General features: G+C 65.2%; 20 protein-coding genes. 8 read left to right on the plus strand and 12 right to left on the minus strand.

Annotated features, from left to right (window positions below; genetic code table 11):
* Positions 1–55: 55 nt before the first annotated feature.
* The 6 genes from DTS01S_RS12995 to DTS01S_RS13020 all read right to left on the minus strand — a co-directional run bounded on the left by DTS01S_RS12995 (position 56) and on the right by DTS01S_RS13020 (position 8,165).
* On the minus strand, positions 56–1,594 hold the full coding sequence (locus tag DTS01S_RS12995; protein ID WP_016447412.1) for a 2-isopropylmalate synthase: 1,539 nt from the start codon (positions 1,592–1,594) through the stop codon (positions 56–58).
* Between the two features lie 98 nt (positions 1,595–1,692).
* The gene (leuA, locus tag DTS01S_RS13000) at positions 1,693–3,378 is read right to left on the minus strand and encodes a 2-isopropylmalate synthase (protein ID WP_016451367.1); all 1,686 of its coding nucleotides are present in this window, start codon (positions 3,376–3,378) and stop codon (positions 1,693–1,695) included.
* A 226-nt stretch (positions 3,379–3,604) separates the two neighbouring features.
* Entirely contained in the window at positions 3,605–4,438 is an 834-nt protein-coding gene (pssA, locus tag DTS01S_RS13005) for a CDP-diacylglycerol--serine O-phosphatidyltransferase (RefSeq protein WP_012206663.1), read from the minus strand.
* A gap of 209 nt (positions 4,439–4,647) precedes the next feature.
* Positions 4,648–5,664, minus strand: a complete 1,017-nt coding sequence (ilvC, locus tag DTS01S_RS13010) for a ketol-acid reductoisomerase (RefSeq protein ID WP_016447414.1) — start codon at positions 5,662–5,664, stop codon at positions 4,648–4,650.
* Positions 5,665–5,737: 73 nt separating this feature from the next.
* The gene (ilvN, locus tag DTS01S_RS13015; protein WP_012206665.1) at positions 5,738–6,229 is read right to left on the minus strand and encodes an acetolactate synthase small subunit; all 492 of its coding nucleotides are present in this window, start codon (positions 6,227–6,229) and stop codon (positions 5,738–5,740) included.
* 154 nt (positions 6,230–6,383) lie between these two features.
* Positions 6,384–8,165: an acetolactate synthase 3 catalytic subunit gene (locus tag DTS01S_RS13020; RefSeq protein WP_016447415.1), complete on the minus strand. Its 1,782-nt coding sequence runs from the start codon at positions 8,163–8,165 to the stop codon at positions 6,384–6,386.
* Between the two features lie 276 nt (positions 8,166–8,441).
* Between DTS01S_RS13020 and DTS01S_RS13025 the strand changes: the two genes are divergently transcribed.
* The 6 genes from DTS01S_RS13025 to DTS01S_RS13050 are packed head-to-tail and all read left to right on the plus strand — an operon-like array spanning position 8,442 to position 11,948.
* Positions 8,442–9,014 (plus strand): RNA polymerase sigma factor, encoded by a 573-nt coding sequence (locus tag DTS01S_RS13025; protein WP_017406871.1) that lies wholly within the window; start codon positions 8,442–8,444, stop codon positions 9,012–9,014.
* Entirely contained in the window at positions 9,011–9,469 is a 459-nt protein-coding gene (locus DTS01S_RS13030; RefSeq protein WP_026062765.1) for a DUF3619 family protein, read from the plus strand. Before DTS01S_RS13025 ends, DTS01S_RS13030 begins: the two co-directional genes overlap by 4 nt.
* A 20-nt stretch (positions 9,470–9,489) precedes the next feature.
* Positions 9,490–10,341: a DUF3106 domain-containing protein gene (locus tag DTS01S_RS13035; protein ID WP_016451365.1), complete on the plus strand. Its 852-nt coding sequence runs from the start codon at positions 9,490–9,492 to the stop codon at positions 10,339–10,341.
* Between the two features lie 22 nt (positions 10,342–10,363).
* On the plus strand, positions 10,364–10,906 hold the full coding sequence (locus DTS01S_RS13040; protein WP_017406874.1) for an RDD family protein: 543 nt from the start codon (positions 10,364–10,366) through the stop codon (positions 10,904–10,906).
* A 38-nt stretch (positions 10,907–10,944) separates the two neighbouring features.
* Positions 10,945–11,358 (plus strand): diacylglycerol kinase, encoded by a 414-nt coding sequence (locus DTS01S_RS13045; protein ID WP_017406875.1) that lies wholly within the window; start codon positions 10,945–10,947, stop codon positions 11,356–11,358.
* Positions 11,355–11,948, plus strand: coding sequence for an LOG family protein (locus DTS01S_RS13050; protein WP_016451364.1), 594 nt, complete (start codon positions 11,355–11,357; stop codon positions 11,946–11,948). Before DTS01S_RS13045 ends, DTS01S_RS13050 begins: the two co-directional genes overlap by 4 nt.
* Before the next feature lie 88 nt (positions 11,949–12,036).
* Here the strand turns inward: DTS01S_RS13050 and DTS01S_RS13055 are convergent, their stop codons facing one another.
* Positions 12,037–12,375, minus strand: coding sequence for a P-II family nitrogen regulator (locus DTS01S_RS13055; RefSeq protein ID WP_012206673.1), 339 nt, complete (start codon positions 12,373–12,375; stop codon positions 12,037–12,039).
* A gap of 71 nt (positions 12,376–12,446) precedes the next feature.
* Positions 12,447–14,096 carry an NAD+ synthase gene (locus DTS01S_RS13060; RefSeq protein ID WP_017406878.1) on the minus strand — a complete coding sequence of 550 codons (1,650 nt, stop codon included), beginning with the start codon at positions 14,094–14,096 and terminating at the stop codon, positions 12,447–12,449.
* Between the two features lie 86 nt (positions 14,097–14,182).
* Here DTS01S_RS13060 and DTS01S_RS13065 point away from each other — a divergent pair, with 86 nt between their 5' ends.
* A complete protein-coding gene (locus tag DTS01S_RS13065; RefSeq protein ID WP_016447423.1) occupies positions 14,183–15,400 on the plus strand; it encodes a GNAT family N-acetyltransferase in 1,218 nt (405 codons plus the stop codon).
* A 3-nt stretch (positions 15,401–15,403) separates the two neighbouring features.
* Here the strand turns inward: DTS01S_RS13065 and DTS01S_RS13070 are convergent, their stop codons facing one another.
* The 4 genes from DTS01S_RS13070 to DTS01S_RS13085 all read right to left on the minus strand — a co-directional run bounded on the left by DTS01S_RS13070 (position 15,404) and on the right by DTS01S_RS13085 (position 20,898).
* A complete protein-coding gene (locus tag DTS01S_RS13070) occupies positions 15,404–17,230 on the minus strand; it encodes a methyl-accepting chemotaxis protein (RefSeq protein ID WP_026062767.1) in 1,827 nt (608 codons plus the stop codon).
* Between the two features lie 500 nt (positions 17,231–17,730).
* Positions 17,731–19,500, minus strand: a complete 1,770-nt coding sequence (locus DTS01S_RS13075; RefSeq protein WP_061287850.1) for a methyl-accepting chemotaxis protein — start codon at positions 19,498–19,500, stop codon at positions 17,731–17,733.
* Between the two features lie 180 nt (positions 19,501–19,680).
* Positions 19,681–20,208, minus strand: a complete 528-nt coding sequence (gene ppa / locus DTS01S_RS13080; protein ID WP_013801496.1) for an inorganic diphosphatase — start codon at positions 20,206–20,208, stop codon at positions 19,681–19,683.
* A 147-nt stretch (positions 20,209–20,355) separates the two neighbouring features.
* Positions 20,356–20,898 (minus strand): Mpo1 family 2-hydroxy fatty acid dioxygenase, encoded by a 543-nt coding sequence (locus DTS01S_RS13085; RefSeq protein WP_016451358.1) that lies wholly within the window; start codon positions 20,896–20,898, stop codon positions 20,356–20,358.
* Between the two features lie 62 nt (positions 20,899–20,960).
* On the opposite strand from DTS01S_RS13085, the gene DTS01S_RS13090 reads away from it, so the two are divergent.
* On the plus strand, positions 20,961–21,800 hold the full coding sequence (locus DTS01S_RS13090) for a Crp/Fnr family transcriptional regulator (protein ID WP_026062890.1): 840 nt from the start codon (positions 20,961–20,963) through the stop codon (positions 21,798–21,800).
* Positions 21,801–21,855: the final 55 nt, after the last annotated feature.

Here is a 21,855-nt window from a genome sequence, read left to right on the forward strand (position 1 = left end):
TGACAATAACTTGTGCGACTTTTCGATAATTTAAATGAAATTATAAGGCGAGTGCTCACCCCTGCGCAGCCACGACCTCTGCATTGCTGTGTAATTTGTTCAACGCGCTCAGATAGGCCTTGGCCGAGGCCACGACGATGTCCGGGTCCGCTCCCACGCCGTTGACCACGCGCCCGCTGCGCTGCAGGCGAACGGTCACTTCGCCCTGGCTCTCGGTGGAGCCGCTGATGGCGTTGACCGAGTACAGCAGCATCTCGGCACCGCTCTTCACCTCGGACTCGATGGCCTTGAACGAGGCATCGACCGGGCCATTGCCGTCGGACTGGGCCTTGATCTCACGACCATCGCGGCTGAACACCACCGACGCGTGTGGGCGCTCACCCGTTTCGCTTTGCTGGGCCAGCGAGATGAACTGGAAGGGATCGGCCTGCTGATGCGCATCCTGCTCGGTCACCAGGGCCAGGATGTCCTCGTCGAAGATTTCACTCTTGCGGTCGGCCAGTTCCTTGAAGGCCGCAAAGGCAGTGTTGATCGCGGCCTCGCTGTCGAGTTCCACGCCCAGCTCCTGCAGGCGCTGCTTGAAGGCATTGCGGCCGCTGAGCTTGCCCAGCACGATCTTGTTGGCGCTCCAGCCCACATCCTCGGCACGCATGATTTCGTAGGTGTCGCGCGCCTTGAGCACGCCATCCTGATGGATGCCCGAGGCGTGGGCGAAGGCGTTGGCGCCCACGACGGCCTTGTTGGGCTGCACCACGAAGCCCGTGGTCTGGCTGACCATGCGGCTGGCGGCCACGATGTGCTGGGCGTCGATGTTGACGTCAAGGCCGAAGTAGTCCTTGCGCGTCTTGATGGCCATCACCACCTCCTCGAGCGAGCAGTTGCCCGCGCGTTCGCCCAGGCCGTTGATGGTGCACTCGATCTGGCGCGCCCCGCCAAGCTTGACGCCGGCCAGCGAGTTGGCCACGGCCATGCCCAGGTCGTTGTGGCAATGCACGCTCCAGACGGCCTTGTCGCTGTTGGGCACGCGCTCGCGCAGGTTCTTGATGAAGGCGCCGTACAGCTCCGGAATGGCGTAGCCCACGGTGTCGGGCACGTTGATGGTGGTCGCGCCTTCGGCAATCACCGTCTCGATGACGCGGCACAGAAAGTCCGGGTCGCTGCGGTAGCCGTCTTCGGGGCTGAACTCGATGTCGGCGATCAGGTTGCGCGCAAATCGCACCGACTGGCGCGCCTGCTCCAGCACCTGCTCGGGCGTCATGCGCAGCTTTTTCTCCATGTGCAGCGCACTGGTGGCAATGAAAGTGTGGATGCGCGCGCGGCTGGCGTCCTTCAGAGCCTCGGCCGCACGGGCGATGTCGCGGTCATTGGCACGGGCCAGCGAGCAGATGGTGGAGTCCTTGATGGCGCGCGCAATGGCCTGCACCGACTCGAAGTCGCCATTGGAACTCGCCGCAAAACCGGCCTCGATCACATCGACCTTCAGCCGCTCGAGCTGGCGCGCGATGCGCAGCTTTTCGTCGCGGGTCATGGAGGCACCGGGCGACTGCTCGCCGTCACGCAAGGTGGTGTCGAAAATGATCAATTGGTCGGTCATGGGAGTCTCGTCTTTCTTGTGGATGCGAATCTCCTGCCCACGGGCAGGTGATGAAAAAAGCCGGTGCGCTTGTGGCTGCACCGGCTAGGCAATGGAATTTAAGCGGCAACCGCCTCCTGCACCGTCACCTTCTCGGCAGAGGGCACGCGCTGCAAGCCCGACATGATGGCCCGGAACGAAGCGGAGACGATATTCGCATCAACCCCGACGCCGTAGCACACGTGCAACTCGTCCACGCGCAGTTCCACGTAGGCAATGGCCTTGGCATTGGCACCCTCGCCGATGGCATGCTCGTTGTAGTCCAGCACGCGCACGGCCCGGCCGCTGTGCTCGCTCAGCGCCTGCACGAAGGCATCGATGGGCCCCGTGCCTTGCGCCTCGACCGTGCGCTTGCCGCCGTCAACGGACAGATCGGCCGACAGGCTGACCACGCCGTCGTTCTCGCTGAGGCGGTAATGCGGTGCCTGCACGGATTGCAGGCCGTACTCGCGCTGGAACAGCGACCACAGGTCGGCCGCGGCCAGCTCCTTGCCGCTGGCATCCATCTCGCGCTGCACCACCTGGCTGAACTCGATCTGCAGGCGACGCGGCAATTGGAGGCCATACTCGCTTTCAAGCAGATAGGCGATGCCGCCCTTGCCGGACTGGCTGTTGACGCGGATCACGGCCTCGTAGCTGCGGCCCAGGTCCTTGGGGTCGATGGGCAGATAGGGCATGTCCCAGATGTCGCCGTCCTTGCGATCGGCGAAGGCCTTCTTGATGGCATCCTGGTGCGAGCCCGAGAACGAGGTGTAGACCAGATCGCCCACATAGGGATGGCGCGGATGCACGGGCAGCTGGTTGCAATGCTCGACCGTGCTGCGGATGCCGTCGATATCGGAGAAATCCAGGCCAGGCGACACGCCCTGGATGTACATGTTCAACGCCACGTTGACCACATCGAGGTTGCCCGTGCGCTCGCCATTGCCGAACAGGCAGCCTTCAAGGCGGTCCGCACCGGCCATCAACGCCAGCTCGGCCGTGGCCGTGCCCGTGCCGCGGTCATTGTGCGGATGCACGGACAGCACGATGGAGTCGCGGCGCTGGATGTGGCGATGCGTCCACTCCACCATGTCGGCGAAGATGTTGGGCGTGGAGTGCTCCACGGTGGTGGGCAGGTTGATGATGCACTTGCGCTCGGGCGTGGGCTGCCATACATCGGTGACGGCATCGATGACGCGCTTGGAAAACTCCAGCTCGGTGTCCGAATACATCTCGGGCGAGTACTGGAAGGTCCACTGCGTCTGGGGATAGCCGGCAGCGATCTCGTTGAACATGCGGGCATTGGTGGTGGCCAGCTCGACGATCTCGTCCTCGCTCATGTTCAATACCACGCGGCGCATCACGGGCGCGGTGGCGTTGTAGAGGTGGACGATGGCCCGGGGCACGCCTTCGAGCGCCTCGAAGGTACGGCGGATGAGGTGCTCGCGCGCCTGGGTCAGCACCTGGACGGTCACGTCATCGGGAATGCGGTTTTCCTCGATGAGCTTGCGCATGAAGTCGAACTCGACCTGGGACGCGGAAGGAAAGCCGACCTCGATTTCCTTGAAGCCGATCTTCACCAGCTGCTCGAACATGCGCATCTTGCGATCGATGTCCATGGGCTCGATCAGCGCCTGGTTGCCATCGCGCAGGTCCACGCTGCACCAGACCGGGGCCTGGGTGATCACCGCATCGGGCCAGCGGCGGTCTTGCAGGCGGACCGGAGCGAACGGACGGTACTTGGTCGAAGGGTTTTGCAACATGGCTGAAGTGCTTTCTATCGTCTAGGTAAAAACAAGACCCACCTGCTCCAGCGACCCCACAAACGCAAAACGGCCCGTCGCTGGTGCAAACGGGCCGTGAAAGTAGGAATGTACGCGCGCGCTACTGTCTCTGCCCGTGGGACATCAGTAGTAGAGCTAGCGACAGGTATTGCATGCGGGTCACTTTAGCACAGGTTCTCAGGCGCTGTGAAGATGCTGCGGCGCATCATTTGTGCAGGCCGCGCTCTTCAGGCTCATCGGTCGAGGTGCTGATGACGCTGGTGCGCTGGCCCTTGGCCTTGCGCCATGCATAGACGCCGTAGCCCGAGAAGCCGTAGAGCAGGAACACGCCGAACAGCACGATGGGCGGATGGATATTGATGATGGCGATGCCCAGGGCGATCAGCACGATGGCCGCAAAGGGCACGCTCTTCTTGAAATGCACGTCCTTGAAGCTGTAGAAAGGCACGTTGGTGACCATGGTCAGGCCCGCGTACAGCGTCAGGAAGAACATGATCCAGGTGATCTGCGTCCAGCTCAGCCAGGCATCCTGGCCGCGCAGCAGGCCCGCCTCGTCCAGCAGCCAGATGAAGCCGGTGACCAGCGCTGCAGCGGCGGGCGAAGGCAGGCCCTGGAACCAGCGCTTGTCCACGGTGCCGGTGTTGACGTTGAAGCGCGCCAGCCGCAGCGCAGCGCAGGCGCAATAGACGAAGGCTGCAATCCAGCCCCAGCGGCCAATGCCCTTGAGCGCCCACTCATAGGCGATCAAGGCGGGAGCGGCGCCGAAGGACACCATGTCCGACAGCGAATCCATCTGCTCCCCGAAAGCGCTCTGCGTATTGGTCATGCGTGCCACACGGCCGTCAAGGCTGTCGAGCACCATGGCGCAGAACACGCCTGCGGCAGCCAGTTCGAAGCGGCCGTTCATGGCCATCACGATGGCGTAGAAGCCACCGAACAGCGCAGCCAGCGTGAACAGGTTGGGCAGGATGTAGATACCCTTGCGGCGCTTGCGCACCACCACGCCTTCGATTTCGTTGGACTCATTGTGGTTTTGCATCAATCCGGCCTCCAGCACAGCGCACGCAAGCGTGAGCAGCTATTAAAACGATAGTATTCTAAGGGAGCGGACAGTGCCGCCCCGAAAGGGTCAGTGTACCTGCGCGCTGCCCCCTTCTGTGCACGAAAAAGGCCACCCGTCGGGGTGGCCTTGTCCTGCACCTTGCGTAGGCCGCATGCGCGACCCATGCAAGATGGAATGCAGCAATCTCAGTTGCGGCTCTGGTCAACCAGCTTGTTCTTGGAGATCCAGGGCATCATGGCGCGCAGCTGACCGCCCACCTTTTCGATGGCGTGTTCGGCGTTCATGCGGCGGCGGGCCGTCATGCTCGGGTAGTTGGTGCGGCCTTCCTGGATGAACATCTTGGCGTATTCGCCGGTCTGGATGCGCTTGAGGGCAGCACGCATGGCTTCGCGCGACTTGTCGTTGATGACTTCTGTACCCGTCACGTACTCGCCGTATTCGGCGTTGTTCGAGATCGAGTAGTTCATGTTGGCGATGCCGCCTTCGTACATCAGGTCCACGATGAGCTTGAGCTCATGCAGGCACTCGAAGTAGGCCATTTCGGGAGCGTAGCCGGCTTCGGTCAGGGTCTCGAAGCCCATCTTCACCAGTTCCACCGCGCCGCCGCACAGAACGGCCTGCTCGCCGAACAGGTCGGTCTCGGTTTCTTCCTTGAAGTTGGTTTCGATGATGCCGCCCTTGCCGCCACCGTTGGCCATGGCATAGGACAGGGCCAGGTCACGGGCCTTGCCGGACTTGTCCTGGTACACGGCGATCAGCGAAGGCACGCCGCCGCCCTTGAGGTATTCGGAGCGCACGGTGTGGCCAGGGCCCTTGGGGGCGACCATGATCACGTCCAGATCGGCGCGCGGCACAACCTGGTTGTAGTGGATGTTGAAGCCGTGGGCAAAGGCCAGCGTGGCGCCTTGCTTGATGTTGGGGGCCACGTTGTTGGTGTAGACCTCAGGGATGTTCTCATCCGGCAGCAGGATCATGACCAGATCGGCGGCCTTCACGGCGTCGTCGACTTCAGCGACGGTCAGGCCAGCCTTGGCGACCTTGTCCCAGGAAGCGCCGCCCTTGCGCAGGCCGACCACGACCTTCACGCCGCTTTCGTTCAGGTTTTGAGCGTGTGCGTGGCCCTGGCTGCCGTAGCCGATGATGGCAACGGTCTTGCCCTTGATCAGGCTCAGGTCACAGTCCTTGTCGTAGAAAACTTTCATGTTGGCTCCAGGCTTCGTGTGTGTGTAGGGGTTGAAAGGGGAAGGGGACAGGTTTCAGGTGCGTTGCAGCGCATCAAACGCGCAGAATGCGTTCGCCGCGGCCGATGCCGCAGGAGCCGGTACGCACGGTTTCCAGAATGGCCGTGCGGTCCAGCGCCTGCAGGAAGGCGTCGTTCTTGGATTGGTCGCCGGTCAGCTCGACCGTGTAGCTCTTTTCGGTCACGTCGATGATGCGGCCGCGGAAGATGTCGGCCATGCGCTTCATCTCCTCGCGTTCCTTGCCCACGGCGCGTACCTTGACCATCATGAGCTCGCGCTCGGTATAGGAGCCTTCCGTCAGGTCCACGACCTTGACGACCTCGATCAGGCGGTTCAGGTGCTTGGTGATCTGCTCGATCACGTCTTCGGAGCCATTCGTCTGAATGGTCATGCGCGACAGCGATGCGTCTTCCGTGGGAGCCACGGTCAGCGATTCGATGTTGTAGCCGCGGGCCGAGAACAGGCCCACCACGCGCGACAAGGCTCCCGGCTCGTTTTCGAGCAGCACGGCAATGATGTGTTTCATGAAAGAAAGATTCCTCTTTTCGCTGCCCTCCCCCGGCGCCGGTAAACGTCGGGCTTGGCAGGCAATAGATTCGTCAAGGGGTTGCCGCCTTGAGGGCGGCTACTGAAGAAGATGCGGCAGGAACAGGCCCTGGCGAACCCAGCCAAGGGCTCGCTCAGAGGTCGTCAGCTCCCAGCAGCATCTCGGTGATCCCACGGCCGGCCTGCACCATGGGGAACACATTCTCGGTGGGATCGGTGCGGAAGTCCATGAACACCGTCCGATCCTTGAGCTTGCGGGCCTCGCGCAGGGCGGGCTCCACGTCCTCGGGGCGCTCGATCAGCATGCCCACGTGGCCATAGGCCTCGGCCAGCTTCACGAAGTTGGGCAGCGAGTCCATGTAGCTGCTGCTGTAGCGGCCCGAGTACTCGATCTCCTGCCACTGGCGCACCATGCCCAGGTAGCGGTTGTTCAGCGACACCACCTTGACCGGCGTGTTGTACTGCAGGCAGGTGGCCAGCTCCTGGATGTTCATCTGGATGGAGCCTTCGCCCGTGATGCAGAACACCTCGGATTCAGGCTTGGCCAGCTTGATGCCCATGGCGTAGGGCAGGCCCACGCCCATGGTGCCCAAGCCGCCGGAGTTGATCCAGCGGCGCGGCTCGTCGAAGCGGTAGTACTGCGCGGCCCACATCTGGTGCTGGCCCACGTCGGACGTGATGTAGGCATCGGCGTCGCGGGTCATGTTCCACAGCGTCTCCACCACGTACTGGGGCTTGATGACCGAGCCGTCGCCACGGCTGTACTGCAGGCAGTCGCGGCTGCGCCAGCCTTCGATGGTCTCCCACCACTGGCCCAGGGCCGCAGCGTCGGGACGGGCGCTGGCCTCGCGGATCATCGAGATCAGCTCGGTCAGCACTTCCTTGACGTCGCCGACGATGGGCACGTCCACCTTCACGCGCTTGGAGATGGAGGAGGGATCGATGTCGATATGGATGATCTTGCGCTCCACCGACATGAAATGCTTGGGGTTGCCGATCACCCGGTCGTCGAAGCGCGCACCCACGGCCAGCAGCACATCGCAGTTCTGCATGGCGTTGTTGGCTTCGATGGTGCCGTGCATGCCCAGCATGCCCAGGAACTTGCGGTCGCTGGCCGGATAGGCACCCAGGCCCAGCAGCGTATGCGTGACCGGGTAGCCCAGCATGTCCACCAGGGTGCGCAGCTCGTTGCAGGCATTGCCCAGCAGCACGCCGCCACCCGTGTAGATATAGGGACGCTTGGCAGCCAGCAGCAACTGCAGCGCCTTGCGGATCTGGCCGGCATGGCCCTTGCGCACCGGGTTGTAGGAGCGCATCTCCACCTTTTCGGGGTAACCGGTGTAGAGAGCCTTCTTGAAGGACACATCCTTGGGGATGTCCACCACCACGGGGCCGGGGCGGCCGGTGCGCGCAATGTGGAAGGCCTTCTTCATGGTGTCCGCCAGCTCGCGCACATCCTTGACCAGGAAGTTGTGCTTGACGATGGGGCGGGTGATGCCGACGGTGTCGCACTCCTGGAATGCATCGGTGCCGATGTAGGCCGTCGAGGTCTGGCCGCTGATCACGACCAGGGGAATGGAATCGGTGTAGGCGGTGGCAATGCCGGTGACGGCGTTGGTCAGGCCGGGACCCGAGGTCACCAGGGCCACGCCGACTTCACCCGTGGCACGGGCAAAGCCGTCTGCCGCATGCACAGCCGCCTGCTCGTGGCGCACCAGCACATGCTGAATGGTGTCTTGCTTGTAGAGGGCGTCGTAGATGTACAGGACCGCACCGCCCGGATAGCCCCAAAGCTGCTTGACGCCTTCGGCCTGCAGGGACTTGACGAGGATCTCGGAGCCCATCAGCTCCTGGGATGCATGGGACTGCGACGCCGCTGCTGCCGCGCTGGAGTACTCGGCTTTGGAAATTTCCATGATCAACCTTTGTGAATTTCTCTAACGAAAAACCTTGGGTGCCCCTTGCCTGAAGCCCTTGTGAGGCCGGTGCGGGACTTAGGACCAACAGACATGGGCGAGTGAGTAAACGCCGGACCGTGACCCGTTTGCCTTTTTGAATTGCAGCGGACATTATCGCACTGCAACAAGCCTGTGCGCCATCGTGCGAAAAAAATTGACACTGCGGTACGATAATCGGGTCCCGCGTCCGTTCAGCCCCCCTCAACGAGCCCCTCATCCGGGCCTGCGTTCCTTTTGGCAACCGAGCAAGAACTATCCGACTTCCTCAAAAGCGTAGAAAAGCGTGCCTTCAAGCGCAGCTTTTTCCACGTCCGGGACGAGGAGGCGGCGCTGGACATCGTGCAGGACAGCATGCTCAAGCTGGCGCAGCACTATGGCGACAAGCCCATCACCGAGCTGCCCATGCTCTTCCAGCGCATCCTGTCCAACAGCACCCTGGACTGGTTTCGCAGGCAAAAGACGCAGAACGCCCTCTTCACCCGCATGAGCGATCTGGAGGCCTCGGCCGGCGACGATGCGGACTTCGACTGGCTCGAGACCCACGCCGACTCCGCACAGAACGGCGAAACCGCCCGCAGCGCCGAGGATCTGACCGAGCGGGCGCAGATTTTGCAAAGCATTGAAAAAGAGATACAGGAGCTGCCGGCGCGTCAACGCGAAGCATTCCTGATGCGTTATTGGGAAGAGATGGACGTTGCGGAGACCGCTGCCGCGATGGGGTGTTCCGAAGGAAGTGTAAAAACACATTGTTTCCGCGCCATCCAGACATTGAGCAAGGCACTGAAGGCCAAAGGAATCGAGCTATGAAGACTGCGCCCACTCTCACTCTCCACAGCGAAATGGCGGCCGACCGCATCGCACGCCGGATCACCGCGCGCCTGGGTGACGGCGAGGCGTTGCTGCCATACGACATCACCGAGCGGCTGCGCGCTGGGCGCGAGCGCGCCCTGTCCGTTCGCCGGCGCGAACTGCGCGCTGCGCCCGTGCAGGCTGCCAGCGCAACCCAGGCTCAGGGTGGCACCATGACGCTGGGCTCTGGCGACGAAGGCGGCACCTGGTGGCGCGCGCTGATCTCGGCCGTGCCGGTGCTGGCCCTCATCATTGGCCTGGTGGTCGTCAACGTGCAGACCGATCAGATTGGCCTGACCGAGGTTGCCGAGGTCGATACGGCCCTGCTGACCGATGACCTGCCCCCTGCCGCCTATGCCGACCCCGGTTTCATCCAGTACCTGAAGACTTCGGCCACCAACACGGAACGCTGATACCCGCCTTGCCTGCCTGCATGCCCACTGATTCACGCGCCGCGTTCCACCGATCACCCGCCGCCATCCTGGCGGCGGTGCTGTTGATGGCGCTGGCCTGGACCGGCTGGCGCGTCGTGCAACAGGTGCGGCTGGCGCCCAGCACGGTGTCGCCGGCCACCATTGCGGCCTCCAAGACCCTGCATGGCGACGCAGCCACGCGCCAGCGCGCCACGGCCCTGGCCTCCGGCCCACGCTGGGCCGAGCTGACGCCTGCGCAAAGCAGGGTGCTCGAGCCCCTTTCCGAGCGCTGGTCCATGATGGACGCGCTGCAAAAGCGCCGCTGGATGGCATTGGCCGAAGGCTGGGACAAGCTCAGCGAAAAGGAGCAGGAAAAGCTGCGCGACCGCATGCAGACCTGGTCCAGCCTCAGCGCCCAGCAGCGCAGCCAGGCCCGCCTGAATTTCGCCCTGACCAACCGCCTTGCCACGGACAAGCGAGCCCAGTGGGAGGCCTACCAGGCGCTCAGCGACGAAGAAAAACGCCTTCTGGCTGCACGCGCCGCGCCCAAGGTCAAGGGCGCCGCCAACGCCATACAGCCCGTGGCGCCCAAGCGTCTGGCGCGGATTCCTGCGGCCTCGGTGGCACCGGCCACCATTCCGAATCCCCCCAAGATTCCACCAGCCACCATCTACAATCCGCCGCCTCCGGTTCCACCGGTCGCGCCGCCTTCGGCCGTGGAAACCCATCCCGTGCGCCCGCCTGCGCTGGTGGAGACAGCCCCGGTGGAAGTGCCTTCGGCCACACCCATGCCCTTGCCGCCCATGGAACTGCATGACGGCGCCGAGGCCACCCCACAGCCCTCGCACGGCGAAGCAGCCCCTTCGCATTGATGCAGCGCCCCGACACGCCCGCATGACGAACGCCACCTCCCCCACCTCCACGGCAGCCGGCTCCGCCGCCGATCCACGGATGGCCCCGCGCCTGGCCCGGCGCATGGCCTGCTGGCTATATGAGGGCATGCTGCTTTTCGGCGTGGTCTTCATCGCCGGATATCTGTTTGGCACCTTGTCTCAGACGCGCAACGCCATGGACAACCGCCATGCGCTGCAGGCCTTCATGTTCGTGGTGCTGGGCATCTATTTCGTCTGGTTCTGGTCCAAGGGGCAGACATTGGCCATGAAGACCTGGCACATCCGCCTGGTGGATGCTGCAGGCCAGCCCGTCAGCCAGCTGCGCGCCCTGCGGCGCTATGTGCTGAGCTGGATCTGGCTGCTGCCACCGCTGGCGGCCTACTCCACCGGCGTGCCGGCCTTGACCACCTTGGTGCTGCTGGTGCTGTGGGTGGCACTCTGGGCCCTGCTCAGCCGCCTTCATCCGCGCCGCCAGTTCTGGCATGACGCCTGGGCCGGCACACAGCTGATCCACCAGGCCCCGCCGCCCAGGAAAAAACGCTGAGCGGCAAAGGCAGCATCGCATCTCCTACACTCCCCAGCATGCCCGCCGCTTCACCCAAGTCCAACGACAGCACGCCTGTCAATCCCCAGAAAAGCCGCACGGGCCTGAACCGTGTCTGGCACGCTGCGGGTTATTCGCTGTCCGGCCTTCGTGCCGGATGGAATGAGAAAGCCTTCCGCCAGGAAGCGCTGGCCGCCATCGTGCTGGTCCCTGCCGCTTTCTGGCTGGGACGCAGCTGGATCGAGGTCTCGCTGCTGGCGGGCACGGTCTTGCTGGTGCTGATCGTGGAATTGCTCAACAGCGGCATCGAGGCCGTGGTCGATCGCATAGGCCCCGAATGGCACGCCCTGTCCAAGCAAGCCAAGGACATGGGCAGCGCCGCCGTGCTGCTGGCGCTGCTGCTGTGCACGGGCGTCTGGCTGGCGGCTCTCTATCAACGGTTCATTGCATGACAAATCCCACGTTTTCCATTTGTGTGTATTGCGGCTCGCGCCCCGGTGACCAGCCCGGTTTCATCGAGGCCGCCCGCGCCACCGGCCGCTGGATTGGCGAGCACGGCGGCCAGTTGGTCTACGGCGGCGGGCGCAGCGGCCTGATGGGCGAGGTGGCCGAGGCCACGCGGCAGGCCGGTGGCCGCGTCGTGGGAGTGATCCCGCAGGCGCTGGTGGACAAGGAGCTGGCCAACCATGCCTGCGACGAACTGCACATCGTCCAGACCATGCACGAGCGCAAGGCCATGATGGCCGAGCGCAGCGATGCCTTCGTCGCCCTGCCCGGCGGCATAGGCACCTTCGAGGAATTGTTCGAGGTCTGGACCTGGCGCCAGCTGCGCTACCACGACAAGCCCATCGGACTGCTCAATGTGGACGGCTACTACGACAGCATGCTGCAGTTCCTGCAGACCTGCGTGGGCCATGGCTTCATGGGCGAGTGGCAGATGGGACTGATAGAAAGCGGCAGCGACATCCCCTCACTGCTGCAATCCCTGGTGCAGAACGCCGGCACGGGCCTGGAAACGGCCCCCTTGCGCGCCGTGATCTGAAACGGAAACGGCCACCCGTTCAGGGGTGGCCGCTGGAATCCGGATGTCGAGCCCAGGGCGCCGCGTGCGCCCTGCACTGCTGCCGGGTTCAGATGGCTCCGTCGTCGAGTTCGCCGGTACGGATGCGCACCACGCGCTCCACGGCGGTGACGAAGATCTTCCCGTCACCGATCTTGCCCGTGCGGGCCACGTTGACGATGGCATCCACGCAGCGGTCCACGTCTTCCGTGCGGACCACCACCTCGATCTTCACCTTGGGCAGGAAGTCCACCACGTACTCGGCGCCACGGTAGAGCTCGGTATGGCCCTTCTGGCGACCAAAGCCCTTGACCTCGGTGACGGTCAGGCCGTTGACGCCGCAGTCGGCCAGTGCCTCGCGGACCTCTTCCAGCTTGAACGGCTTGATGATGGCGGTGATCATTTTCATGGGGTGAACTCCTCAGTGCATGCAATACGGGGCAAGACGGCTGGCCAGGAAACCCCGCCGCCTCAGGTGCTTCAAGCGCGAAAGCGGTTGGTGATCGGGTAGCGCCAGTCCTTGCCGAAGCTGCGGCGCGTCAGCCGCGGCCCCACGGGCGCCTGGCGGCGTTTGTATTCGTTGATCTGGATGAGGCGCGTCACTCGCTCCACATCGGCGCCGGCATATCCGTCGGCCACGATGGAGGCGATGCTTTCGTTATTTTCCATGTATCGGCGCACGATGGCGTCGAGCACCTCATAAGCGGGCAGGCTGTCCTGGTCTTTCTGGTCCGGGCGCAGTTCGGCGCTGGGCGGGCGCGTGATGATGCGATCCGGAATGGGGTCCAGCCCCGTGCCGAACGGATCGCTGGCATTGCGCCAGCGCGCCAGCGCAAAAACCTCGGTCTTGAGCACGTCCTTGATCACGGCAAAGCCGCCGGCCATGTCGCCATAGAGCGTGCAGTAGCCGGTGGACATCTCGCTCTTGTTGCCGGTGGTCAGCACCACGGAGCCGAACTTGTTGGACAGGCCCATCAGCAAGGTGCCGCGGATGCGGGCCTGCAGGTTCTCTTCGGTCGTGTCCTCGGCGCGGCCCGCGAAGGCCGGGGCCAGGGCGGCCTTGAAGGCCTCGAACTGGGGCGCGATGGAGATTTCGTCATAGCGCACGCCCACACGCTCGGCCATGTCGCGCGCATCGATCCAGCTGATGTCCGCCGTATAGGGCGAAGGCATCATCACCGTGTGCACCTTGTCCGCGCCCAGCGCATCGACCGCAATCGCCAGCACCAGCGCAGAGTCAATCCCGCCCGACAGGCCCAGCAGCGCGCCGGGGAAACGGTTCTTGCCCACGTAGTCGCGCACGGCCAGCACCAGGGCGGACCACAGAGCCGGCAGGTGCTCCACCGGTGGCTGCACATCGGCGGCCAGCGTCAATTCCTGCGCGCCGGCACGCACTTCCACCAACGGCAGCGCCTCGGCAAAGGCCGCCGCGCGTGCGGCAATGCTGCCGTCGGCGTGCACGGCAAAGGAGCTGCCATCGAAGACAATTTCATCCTGGCCACCGACCAGATGTGCGTAGACCAGGGGCAGGCCGGTCTCACGCGCACGTGCAGCCAGCGTGGCTTCACGTTCGGCCTGCTTGCCCTCATGAAAGGGTGAAGCATTGATCACGGCCAGCAATTGCGCACCCGCCGCGGCAGCCGCGCTTGCCGGCCCGGGATGCCAGGCGTCCTCGCAGATCAGCAAGCCCACGCGAACTGCCTGGACCTCGACCACGCAAGGCGACTGGCCGGCCACAAAGTAGCGCTGCTCGTCGAACACGCCGTAGTTGGGCAGGCATTGCTTGGCGTAGCTGCATTCCACGCGCCCGTCGCGCAGCACGCTGGCTGCATTGCGCAACGCGCCACCAGCGCCGGGGTCGCGCCAGGGATGGCCCAGCACCAGCGCCAGGCCCGGCCATTGCGCGGTCTCCAGCGCCAGCTGCTGCACGGCCTGATCGCAGGCGTCCAGAAAGGCGGGACGCAGATAGAGGTCTTCGGCCGCATAGCCGCACAGGGCAAGCTCGGGAGTCAGCAGCAAGCGCGCTCCCGTGGCATAAGCTTCACGGGCTGCGGCAATGATTTTCTGGACATTGCCGGGCAGATCGCCCACGACAAAGTTGAGCTGGGCAGTGCAGATGGAGAGCGTCATGGAATGCAATGGAGCCAACAGGGCCGACAAGGCCACCCCACAGCGCAAGGCGGCAGCGCGCGTCACACGGGCCTGCAAGGAATGGCATGGCTGAAACCGCAATTATCACCCGCGTGCTGGACAGCGTGCAGCAGCTCGATGCCCAGGCCTGGAATGCGCTGCTGGCATCGCAGGCTGCGCCCACCCCCTTCATGCGCCACGAGTACCTGAGCGCGCTGGAATCCAGCGGCAGCGCCGTGCCGCAAACCGGCTGGGCCGCCCGCGTGGTCACGCTCTGGCAGGGCGGCGAGCTGGTCGCCGCCTGCCCGGTCTACGCCAAGGCGCATTCCTATGGCGAGTACGTGTTCGACTTTGCCTGGGCGCGCGCCTACGCCCAGCATGGGCTGGATTACTACCCCAAGGGCGTGCTCGCCGTGCCTTTCACGCCTGTGCCGGGCAGCCGGCTGCTGGCACGCACGCCGCTGCTGCGTGCGGCCCTGGTGCGCGCCGTGCGCGAATGGGCCCAGGCGCAGCAGCTGTCTTCCCTGCATTTGCTGTTCAGCGATGCCGAGGATCTGGCAGCCTGCGACGCCGACGGCTGGATGCAGCGCAGCACCGTGCAGTTCCACTGGAGCAACCAGAACGCCGGGGGCGCGGGCCACCGGGACTTCGACCACTTTCTGTCCACGCTGAACCAGGAAAAGCGCAAGAAGATTCGCCAGGAACGGCGCAAGGTGCACGAGGCCGGCGTGCGCTTTCGAGCAGTGCACGGCCCCGACATGAGCGCCCAGGACTGGGCCTTCTTCTATCGCTGCCACGAACGCACCTATCTGGAACACGGCAACGCCCCGTACCTCCAGCCGGCCTTCTTCGAGGCCATGGCGCACCAGATGCCCGAGAACTGGCTGATGTTCGTCGCCGAGCGCGACGGCCAACCCATGGCCTGCAGCCTGATCGCACTCGATGCGGCAGCCGCACGGCTTTCGGCCGGCAGCTGCGACCGCGACACGCCGCAGATCCCGCAGGGCACGGCCTACGGCCGCTACTGGGGCGCGCTGGAGCGCGTGGACTGCCTGCATTTCGAGGCCTGCTACTACCAGCCTATCGCCTGGTGCATAGAACGCGGGATTGCGCACTTCGAGGGAGGCGCCCAGGGCGAACACAAGATGGCGCGGGCGCTGCTGCCCGTGGTGACGCCCAGCGCCCACTGGATTGCCCACCCGTCCTTCGCCGACGCCATCTCGCGCTTTCTGGACCGCGAGGGCGAAGGCATGGCCGGCTACCTGCAGGAGCTGCAGGCGCACAGCCCGCTGCGCCAGGACTGAGGTTCAGAAGGTTTCCCAGTCGTCATCGCCCTGACCGGGCTGGCGCGGAGCCGGCTTGCCTGTTGCTGCGGGCCCAGGGCGTGGCTGGATGGGAGGCGTGGCATCGCGCTCAAGCCGGCGGGCCAGTGTCTCGCCACCCGCTGCAGCACCGCCGCCCCCCAAGGCCGCAGGCCGTGCGGGGCTGGCCGGCGGGTTCGGCCGGACAGGCTGCGCTGCGGCGCGTGGCGCGGCGCTGGCCTGCGCCACCATCCTGTTGGGCACATGCGCATGGCTGTCCATGGCACCGCGCGGCAGCTGGAACACGGCCACGGCCTCGACCAGGTCCTGCGCCTGCTTGCGCAGCGAGGCAGCGGCGGCCGCGCTTTCCTCGACCAGGGCAGCGTTTTGCTGCGTGGTCTGGTCCATTTGCGTGACGGCTTCGCTGACCTGGGCGACGCCGGAGCTCTGCTCGGTACTGGCCGCGCTGATCTCGCCCATGATGTCGGTGACCTGGCCGATGGCAGCCACCACTTCGGTCATGGTCGTGCCTGCGCGGTCCACCAGTTGCGAGCCCTGCTCCACACGCTCCACGCTGGCCGTGATCAGCGCCTTGATTTCCTTGGCCGCCTCGGCGCTGCGCTGCGCCAGCGATCGCACCTCGCCCGCGACCACGGCAAAGCCCCGGCCCTGCTCACCGGCACGCGCAGCCTCCACCGCGGCATTGAGCGCGAGGATGTTGGTCTGAAAGGCAATGCCGTCGATCACGCCGATGATGTCGCCGATGCGCCGGCTGCTGTCATTAATGCCCTTCATGGTTTCCACGGCCTCGGCCACCACGTCGCCGCCGCGGCGCGCAACGCTCGATGCATTGAGCGCCAGCTGATTGGCCTGGCGTGCGTTGTCGGCGTTCTGGCGCACGGTGGAGCCCAGCTCTTCCATGGATGCCGCCGTCTGCTCCAGCGCGCTGGCCTGCTCTTCCGTGCGGCTGGACAGGTCGGCATTGCCAGAGGCAATCTGCGCGCTGGCCGAGGCCACGCCTTCGGCGTTCTGGCGCACGCTGCGCACGGTCTGCACCAGGCTCGATTGCATGCGCTGCAGCGCGCCCAGCAGCAGGCCGGTTTCGTCATGGCGGTCGATGCGGATGGTCCCGCCCAGATCGCCATTGGCCACGCGGTCAGCGGCATCGACCGCATGGGCCAGCGGCGTGCGGATGGAGCGCGTCAGCCACAGCCCGGCCAGCACGGCCAGCAGCACGGCGGCCAGCGCCGCCACGCTGAGGACGACGACCGAGCGCCCATAGACAGCCTCGGCATTGCGGCTTTCCTGCACGGCCGCATCGCTGTTGAGCTTGACCAGCAGATCCAGCGTGTTCGACGAATCGTTGTAGAGCTTCAGCGACTCGCCGCCCAGCACGGCCTGGGCCTTTTCCTTTTCGCCCTGGCGTGACAGCGCCAGCACCTGCTGGCTCAGTTGCTGGTAGCGCTCGCGTTCCTGGAGCAGTTGGGCGTAGAGCCTTCGCTCTTCGTCGGAAGACAGCAGCGGCTCGTAGGCCTTCTTGCGCTCGGCCAGGCGGCGCTGCAGTTGCTCCAGCTGCTTTTCCGAATCGGTCTTGTAGGCGACATCATCATTGTTGACGTGGCGCACCTCCAGCAAGCGGGTACGCACGACATCGGTGCCTATCTGGTTGATCACTTCCACGCTGGGCATGGCATTGCCGGTGATGACTTCCATGCTGGTGCGCATGGAGCGCAGTTGCACCAGGGCCGCGGCCACCACGGCCAGCAGCAGCAGCACCAGCAGGCCGAAGGTGCCCAGCATGCGCGTTGAAATCTTGAGGTTTTTCACATTCATCTCTCTTGTAGAGGTCCCGTCATCTTGTTGCGTCTTGCTCTGTCTCGCGCCATGGGCAGGCTATCAGCCAGGCCCGGCGCGAACCTTGCAGAAACAGGCCAGCCGCACCGGCCGATGGCAGTTGGCAGGCAAGGCTTGGAGAGGGGGAGGACGGGACCCCGCGGGAGCGCGGTCTGCTGGATGGCCGATGGCCGCCAGGCCAGGCGGCCATGAGAACAAGGTAATCATGGGATATCCCTTCGTTCCGAGCGAACGAGGCCAGGAGCGGCCGTTCCTCAATCTGTAAGAATAGGACTACATCTATTTACATTCTGCCAGTATCCAAGCATTGTTCAGGACAAGTTCAGGTACTTGCAGTAGGCAGAAACCTTCACTGGAGGATTTGCGCCACAGCCTCCTGCCACCCGGCGTGCGCAAGCTCAACGCAGCACGCAAAAAGAAAGCGGCCCCATGCAGGGCATGGGGCCGCCAGAGGATGGGGCGCAGCTGCGGGCAAGGCCTCAGAACGCGGCCCACTCCTCGTCGTCGGCGGTCGCGGTCCTGCTGACCTGGGCTGGCGTGGCATGTTTCGCTGGCCGGGCTGCGATGGGCGCCAGGACCGGCGGTGATGCCAAAGGGGCGGCCGCCGTTGCGCGCGGCGCCGCCACGGCCGCCTTGGCGGCCTCAGCCACCTCGGGGACCGCTGTCGAGTCTCCCGGCGCCGTGCGAAACACCGATACCGATGCCACCATGGCCCGCGCCTGCTGCTGCAGCGACTGGGCAGCGGCCGCACTTTGCTCGACCAGGGCGGCGTTCTGCTGGGTGGCCTGGTCCATTTGCGTGATGGCATCGCCCACCTGGGCCACGCCCGCGCTCTGCTCGCTGCTGGCGGCGCTGATCTCGCCCATGATGTCGGTCACGCGCCGGATGGCGGCGACGATTTCGGACATGGTCTCGCCGGCCTTGTCCACCAGCTGCGTGCCCTGCTCCACACGCTGCTCGCTGGCCTGGATCAAGGCCTTGATCTCCTTGGCCGCCTCGGCACTGCGCTGGGCCAGCGTGCGCACCTCGCCGGCCACCACGGCAAAGCCCCGGCCCTGCTCGCCAGCGCGGGCCGCCTCCACGGCGGCGTTCAGCGCCAGGATATTGGTCTGGAAGGCAATGCCGTCGATCACGCCGATGATGTCGGCGATCTGGCGGCTGCTGTCGTTGATGCCCTTCATGGTGTCCACCACCTGGGCCACAACCTCGCCGCCACGCGCGGCAATGCCCGAGGCGGAGGCTGCCATCTGGTTGGCCTGGCGCGCGTTGTCCGCGTTCTGGCGCACGGTGGCGCCCAGCTGCTCCATGGAGGCTGCGGTTTCTTCCAGAGCACTGGCCTGGCTTTCGGTGCGCGCCGACAGGTCCGCATTGCCCTGGGCGATCTCGCCAGCGGCCAGCGCCACGCCCTGCGCATTGCCGCGCACATCGCCCACCAGCTCGGCGAGCTTGCGGCGCATGTCCTCCTGTGCGTTGATGAGCTGGCCCATTTCATCCCGGCGCCGGCTGGTGACCGGCTTTTCCAGATGGCCGGCCGCCACATTGCGCGCCACGGCCACGGCCTGGGCCACCGGGCCGGTGACAGCACGCGTGATGGCCCAGCCCACCAGGGCCGCAATCGCCACCACCGCGGCCAGCGTGCCCAGCACCCAGATGCGGGCCAGGTCAAAGCCTGCCTGCGCCTGCTGCCGCGCCTGCTCGCCCGCCTCGCGCTGCAGGGTCAGCAGGCGGCCGGCGCTTTCGGCCAGCTTGCCGAACTGCGCCTCGGACTCGCCGGCGAACATCAACCCCATCTCGTCGGCCATGAAGGCCTGCTCCTCGGTGGTGGAATAGTTGCCGGCGCGCGCACGCTCCAGCAATCGCGCATGCATGGCCAGGAACTGCTGCTTGAAGCCGAGGTAGTCGTCGAAGGCCGCGCGCAGGGCCTGCTGGTCGATCAGCGAACGCAGGGCCGTCTCATGCTCGCCAATGGTCTGCAGCCGGTCCTGCACCTGCTTGGCAAAGCCATCGACCTCGGCCAGGCTGCGCGCGGAGGCAATGCCGGCCTCGTGGCGGCGCAGGCGGTTGTATTCGGATCGCATGGCGCCCGCATGGAACATGCTGGGCAGGGCCACATCCGACAAATGCAATGCGTTGCGGTGCATCTGCGCCAGTTGCAACCAGGCTACCGCCCCCAGAACCGCCGAGAACAGGACCATGATGAGGAATCCCATGCCCAGCTTCGTGCCCATGCGCCAATCTGCCACCTTCATTTGCTCGCTCCCGGGCCGATGTCCCCATCAGCGCCTGATTGATCTGTCCAAACCCTGATCCATGACAAAACAAAAAACGCACCCGGCGCCTAGGCATCGGGTGCGTTTCAAATTGTATCAACTGCGAAGCGGGCATTTACCTCAGCGCAGTTGAGACTCCCTCGACGGGAGTGAAAGGGATCAGCCCTTGTAGTTGGCGATGCCGTCCACGACTTCCTTCTTGGCCTCGTCCACGCCCTTCCAGCCCAGAACCTTGACCCACTTGCCCTTTTCCAGGTCCTTGTAGTGCTCGAAGAAATGCTGGATCTGCTTGAGGGTGATCTCGTGGATGTCTTCCAGCGTGTTGATCTTGTCGTAGGCGGGCAGCAGCTTTTGCGTGGGCACGGCCAGGACCTTGCCATCCACGCCGGACTCGTCTTCCATGAGCAGGATGCCGATGGGGCGGCAGGCCACGACCACGCCCGGGGGCAGCGGGAAGGGCGTCATCACCAGCACGTCCACCGGATCGCCGTCGCCGGACAGCGTCTGGGGCACATAGCCGTAGTTGGCCGGGTAGTGCATGGCCGTGCCCATGAAGCGGTCCACGAAGACGGCGCCGCTTTCCTTGTCCACTTCGTACTTGATGGGATCGGAGTTGGCCGAGATCTCGATCACGACGTTGAAGGATTCAGGAGCGTTCTTGCCCGGTGTGACTTTGTCGAAAGACATGATGGATAAGCAGAGTTGAAACGAAAGAGCCCCCGCAGGGGATAGCAGCGTGATTTTAGGCGCAGGCACACGCCCCCACGGATGGCTCCGCAGGAACGCCCGCCATGCTAAGGGCGCAAGCCTGCGCCAAGCTTGCAGCGCCCGGTCTCAGGCGTGTGCCCCGCCCGCGCGCCGGCGCACGGGGCCGCTGCGCTGCTCCACCGCATGCTGCACTTCGCGGCGCAGGCCCAGTGCAAAGCCCAGCTCGGCCAGCACGAACAGGGGTCCGATGACCAGGCCCAGGATGTCGTCCAGGAAGGCTGGTTTGCGGCCCTCGTAGTAGTGGCCCACGAACTGGATCACCCAGCCCACGGCAAAGATGCCCAGCCCCCATCCCAGCCAAGCCCCCAACGGCAGCATGGCGATGGGCTGTGCCAAGGCCAGCATCAGGGCAAGCACCACAGCCATGGCAATGCCGTAGCGCAGGTCCAGCAAACAGTAGTAGATGCCTGCCGCCAGCGCCGCCAGCAAGGCCAGGCTCAGCGGCAGGGCAGGCAGGCCGTCGCCCAATGGCATCGCCCATTGCAGACGTGCCAGCAGGATCACCACGGCCCACATGATCAGCGGCACGCCAAAGAAGTGCGTGAGGATGTTGCGTGGATCACGGTGATAGTCCGCGTACTGGGACAGTTGGTCGATGAGGGTTTTCATAGGCTGCACCGGCAGTGGATGTTGCGCAACCATGGTGGTGTCATCAAGGATTGGCGTCTGTCATGAATCCGACACAAGCCTCATCGCACACCTCGGGCTTACCCGCACCGGCAGCTCCGGCAGCCACGGCAACTGCCGCCGCCACGCGCGGCGTACGGCGCCGCGCAGTGGCCGGTCCGCCGGGCATGGCCGATCTCTGGGCCACCGTCGAGGCAGGCCGCTGGTTCCACGCCCTGCCGCCAGAGCTGGCCGCGCAGCTCAAGGCACTGGCCCAGCCCCGCACGCTGGCCGCAGGCGACTGGCTGTTTCGCCGGGGCGACCCGCCCTGTGGCCTGTACGCGGTGGCGCGTGGCGCCCTCAGCATTTCGGGCACGGCCGCCTGCGGCGAGCAGGCCCGCACGGCGCTGCTGGCCCTGGTGGAGCCGCCGATGTGGCTGGGAGAGATTGCCCTGTTCGATGGCGCACAACGCACGCACGATGCCCAGGCCGCCACGGCCTGCATCGTGCTTCACGTGCCCCAGGCACCGCTGATGGAGTGGCTGGCCGCCCACCCCGGACACTGGCAAGCGCTGGCGTTGCTGCTGACGGACAAGCTGCGCGTGTGCCTGGTGGCGCTGGAAGAGCACACGCTGCTGCCGGCCCCCCAGCGCCTGGCGCGGCGCCTGGTGCGCATGGCCGAAGGCTTTGACCAGTGGCAGCCTGACGGCCAGGGCCGCCAGCGTTGGCGGCGCGAGCTGGATGTGTCCCAGGAGCAGCTGGCGCGCATGCTGGGCCTGTCACGCCAGACCACCAACCAGATCCTGCAGGAGCTGCAACTGGCCGGCTGCCTGCAGTTGCGGCGCGGCAAGATGGAGGTGCTGGACCGCCAAGGCCTGCGCGACGCGGGCTGGCCTGCGCAGTAGGCAGGCGCGCTGCAACGCCCGGGACTGGACAAGCGTCCCGGGCGCCCCACAATCG

This window comes from Delftia tsuruhatensis NBRC 16741 (assembly GCF_001571325.1).
In the GTDB taxonomy this organism is placed as follows: domain Bacteria; phylum Pseudomonadota; class Gammaproteobacteria; order Burkholderiales; family Burkholderiaceae_C; genus Comamonas; species Comamonas tsuruhatensis.

Bases quoted from the DNA above. Each gene is read 5' to 3' on its own strand.
- ilvC (WP_016447414.1), bottom strand. From the start codon at position 5,664: ATGAAAGTTTTCTACGACAAGGACTGTGACCTGAGCCTGATCAAGGGC.
- DTS01S_RS13055 (WP_012206673.1), bottom strand. From the start codon at position 12,375: ATGAAAATGATCACCGCCATCATCAAGCCGTTCAAGCTGGAAGAGGTC.
- DTS01S_RS12995 (WP_016447412.1), bottom strand. From the start codon at position 1,594: ATGACCGACCAATTGATCATTTTCGACACCACCTTGCGTGACGGCGAG.
- leuA (WP_016451367.1), bottom strand. From the start codon at position 3,378: ATGTTGCAAAACCCTTCGACCAAGTACCGTCCGTTCGCTCCGGTCCGC.
- DTS01S_RS13020 (WP_016447415.1), bottom strand. From the start codon at position 8,165: ATGGAAATTTCCAAAGCCGAGTACTCCAGCGCGGCAGCAGCGGCGTCG.
- DTS01S_RS13040 (WP_017406874.1), top strand. From the start codon at position 10,364: ATGACGAACGCCACCTCCCCCACCTCCACGGCAGCCGGCTCCGCCGCC.
- DTS01S_RS13085 (WP_016451358.1), bottom strand. From the start codon at position 20,898: ATGAAAACCCTCATCGACCAACTGTCCCAGTACGCGGACTATCACCGT.
- DTS01S_RS13050 (WP_016451364.1), top strand. From the start codon at position 11,355: ATGACAAATCCCACGTTTTCCATTTGTGTGTATTGCGGCTCGCGCCCC.
- DTS01S_RS13075 (WP_061287850.1), bottom strand. From the start codon at position 19,500: ATGAAGGTGGCAGATTGGCGCATGGGCACGAAGCTGGGCATGGGATTC.
- DTS01S_RS13035 (WP_016451365.1), top strand. From the start codon at position 9,490: ATGCCCACTGATTCACGCGCCGCGTTCCACCGATCACCCGCCGCCATC.
- DTS01S_RS13090 (WP_026062890.1), top strand. From the start codon at position 20,961: ATGAATCCGACACAAGCCTCATCGCACACCTCGGGCTTACCCGCACCG.
- DTS01S_RS13060 (WP_017406878.1), bottom strand. From the start codon at position 14,096: ATGACGCTCTCCATCTGCACTGCCCAGCTCAACTTTGTCGTGGGCGAT.
- DTS01S_RS13070 (WP_026062767.1), bottom strand. From the start codon at position 17,230: ATGAATGTGAAAAACCTCAAGATTTCAACGCGCATGCTGGGCACCTTC.
- ilvN (WP_012206665.1), bottom strand. From the start codon at position 6,229: ATGAAACACATCATTGCCGTGCTGCTCGAAAACGAGCCGGGAGCCTTG.
- pssA (WP_012206663.1), bottom strand. From the start codon at position 4,438: ATGCAAAACCACAATGAGTCCAACGAAATCGAAGGCGTGGTGGTGCGC.
- DTS01S_RS13045 (WP_017406875.1), top strand. From the start codon at position 10,945: ATGCCCGCCGCTTCACCCAAGTCCAACGACAGCACGCCTGTCAATCCC.
- DTS01S_RS13065 (WP_016447423.1), top strand. From the start codon at position 14,183: ATGGCTGAAACCGCAATTATCACCCGCGTGCTGGACAGCGTGCAGCAG.
- DTS01S_RS13030 (WP_026062765.1), top strand. From the start codon at position 9,011: ATGAAGACTGCGCCCACTCTCACTCTCCACAGCGAAATGGCGGCCGAC.
- ppa (WP_013801496.1), bottom strand. From the start codon at position 20,208: ATGTCTTTCGACAAAGTCACACCGGGCAAGAACGCTCCTGAATCCTTC.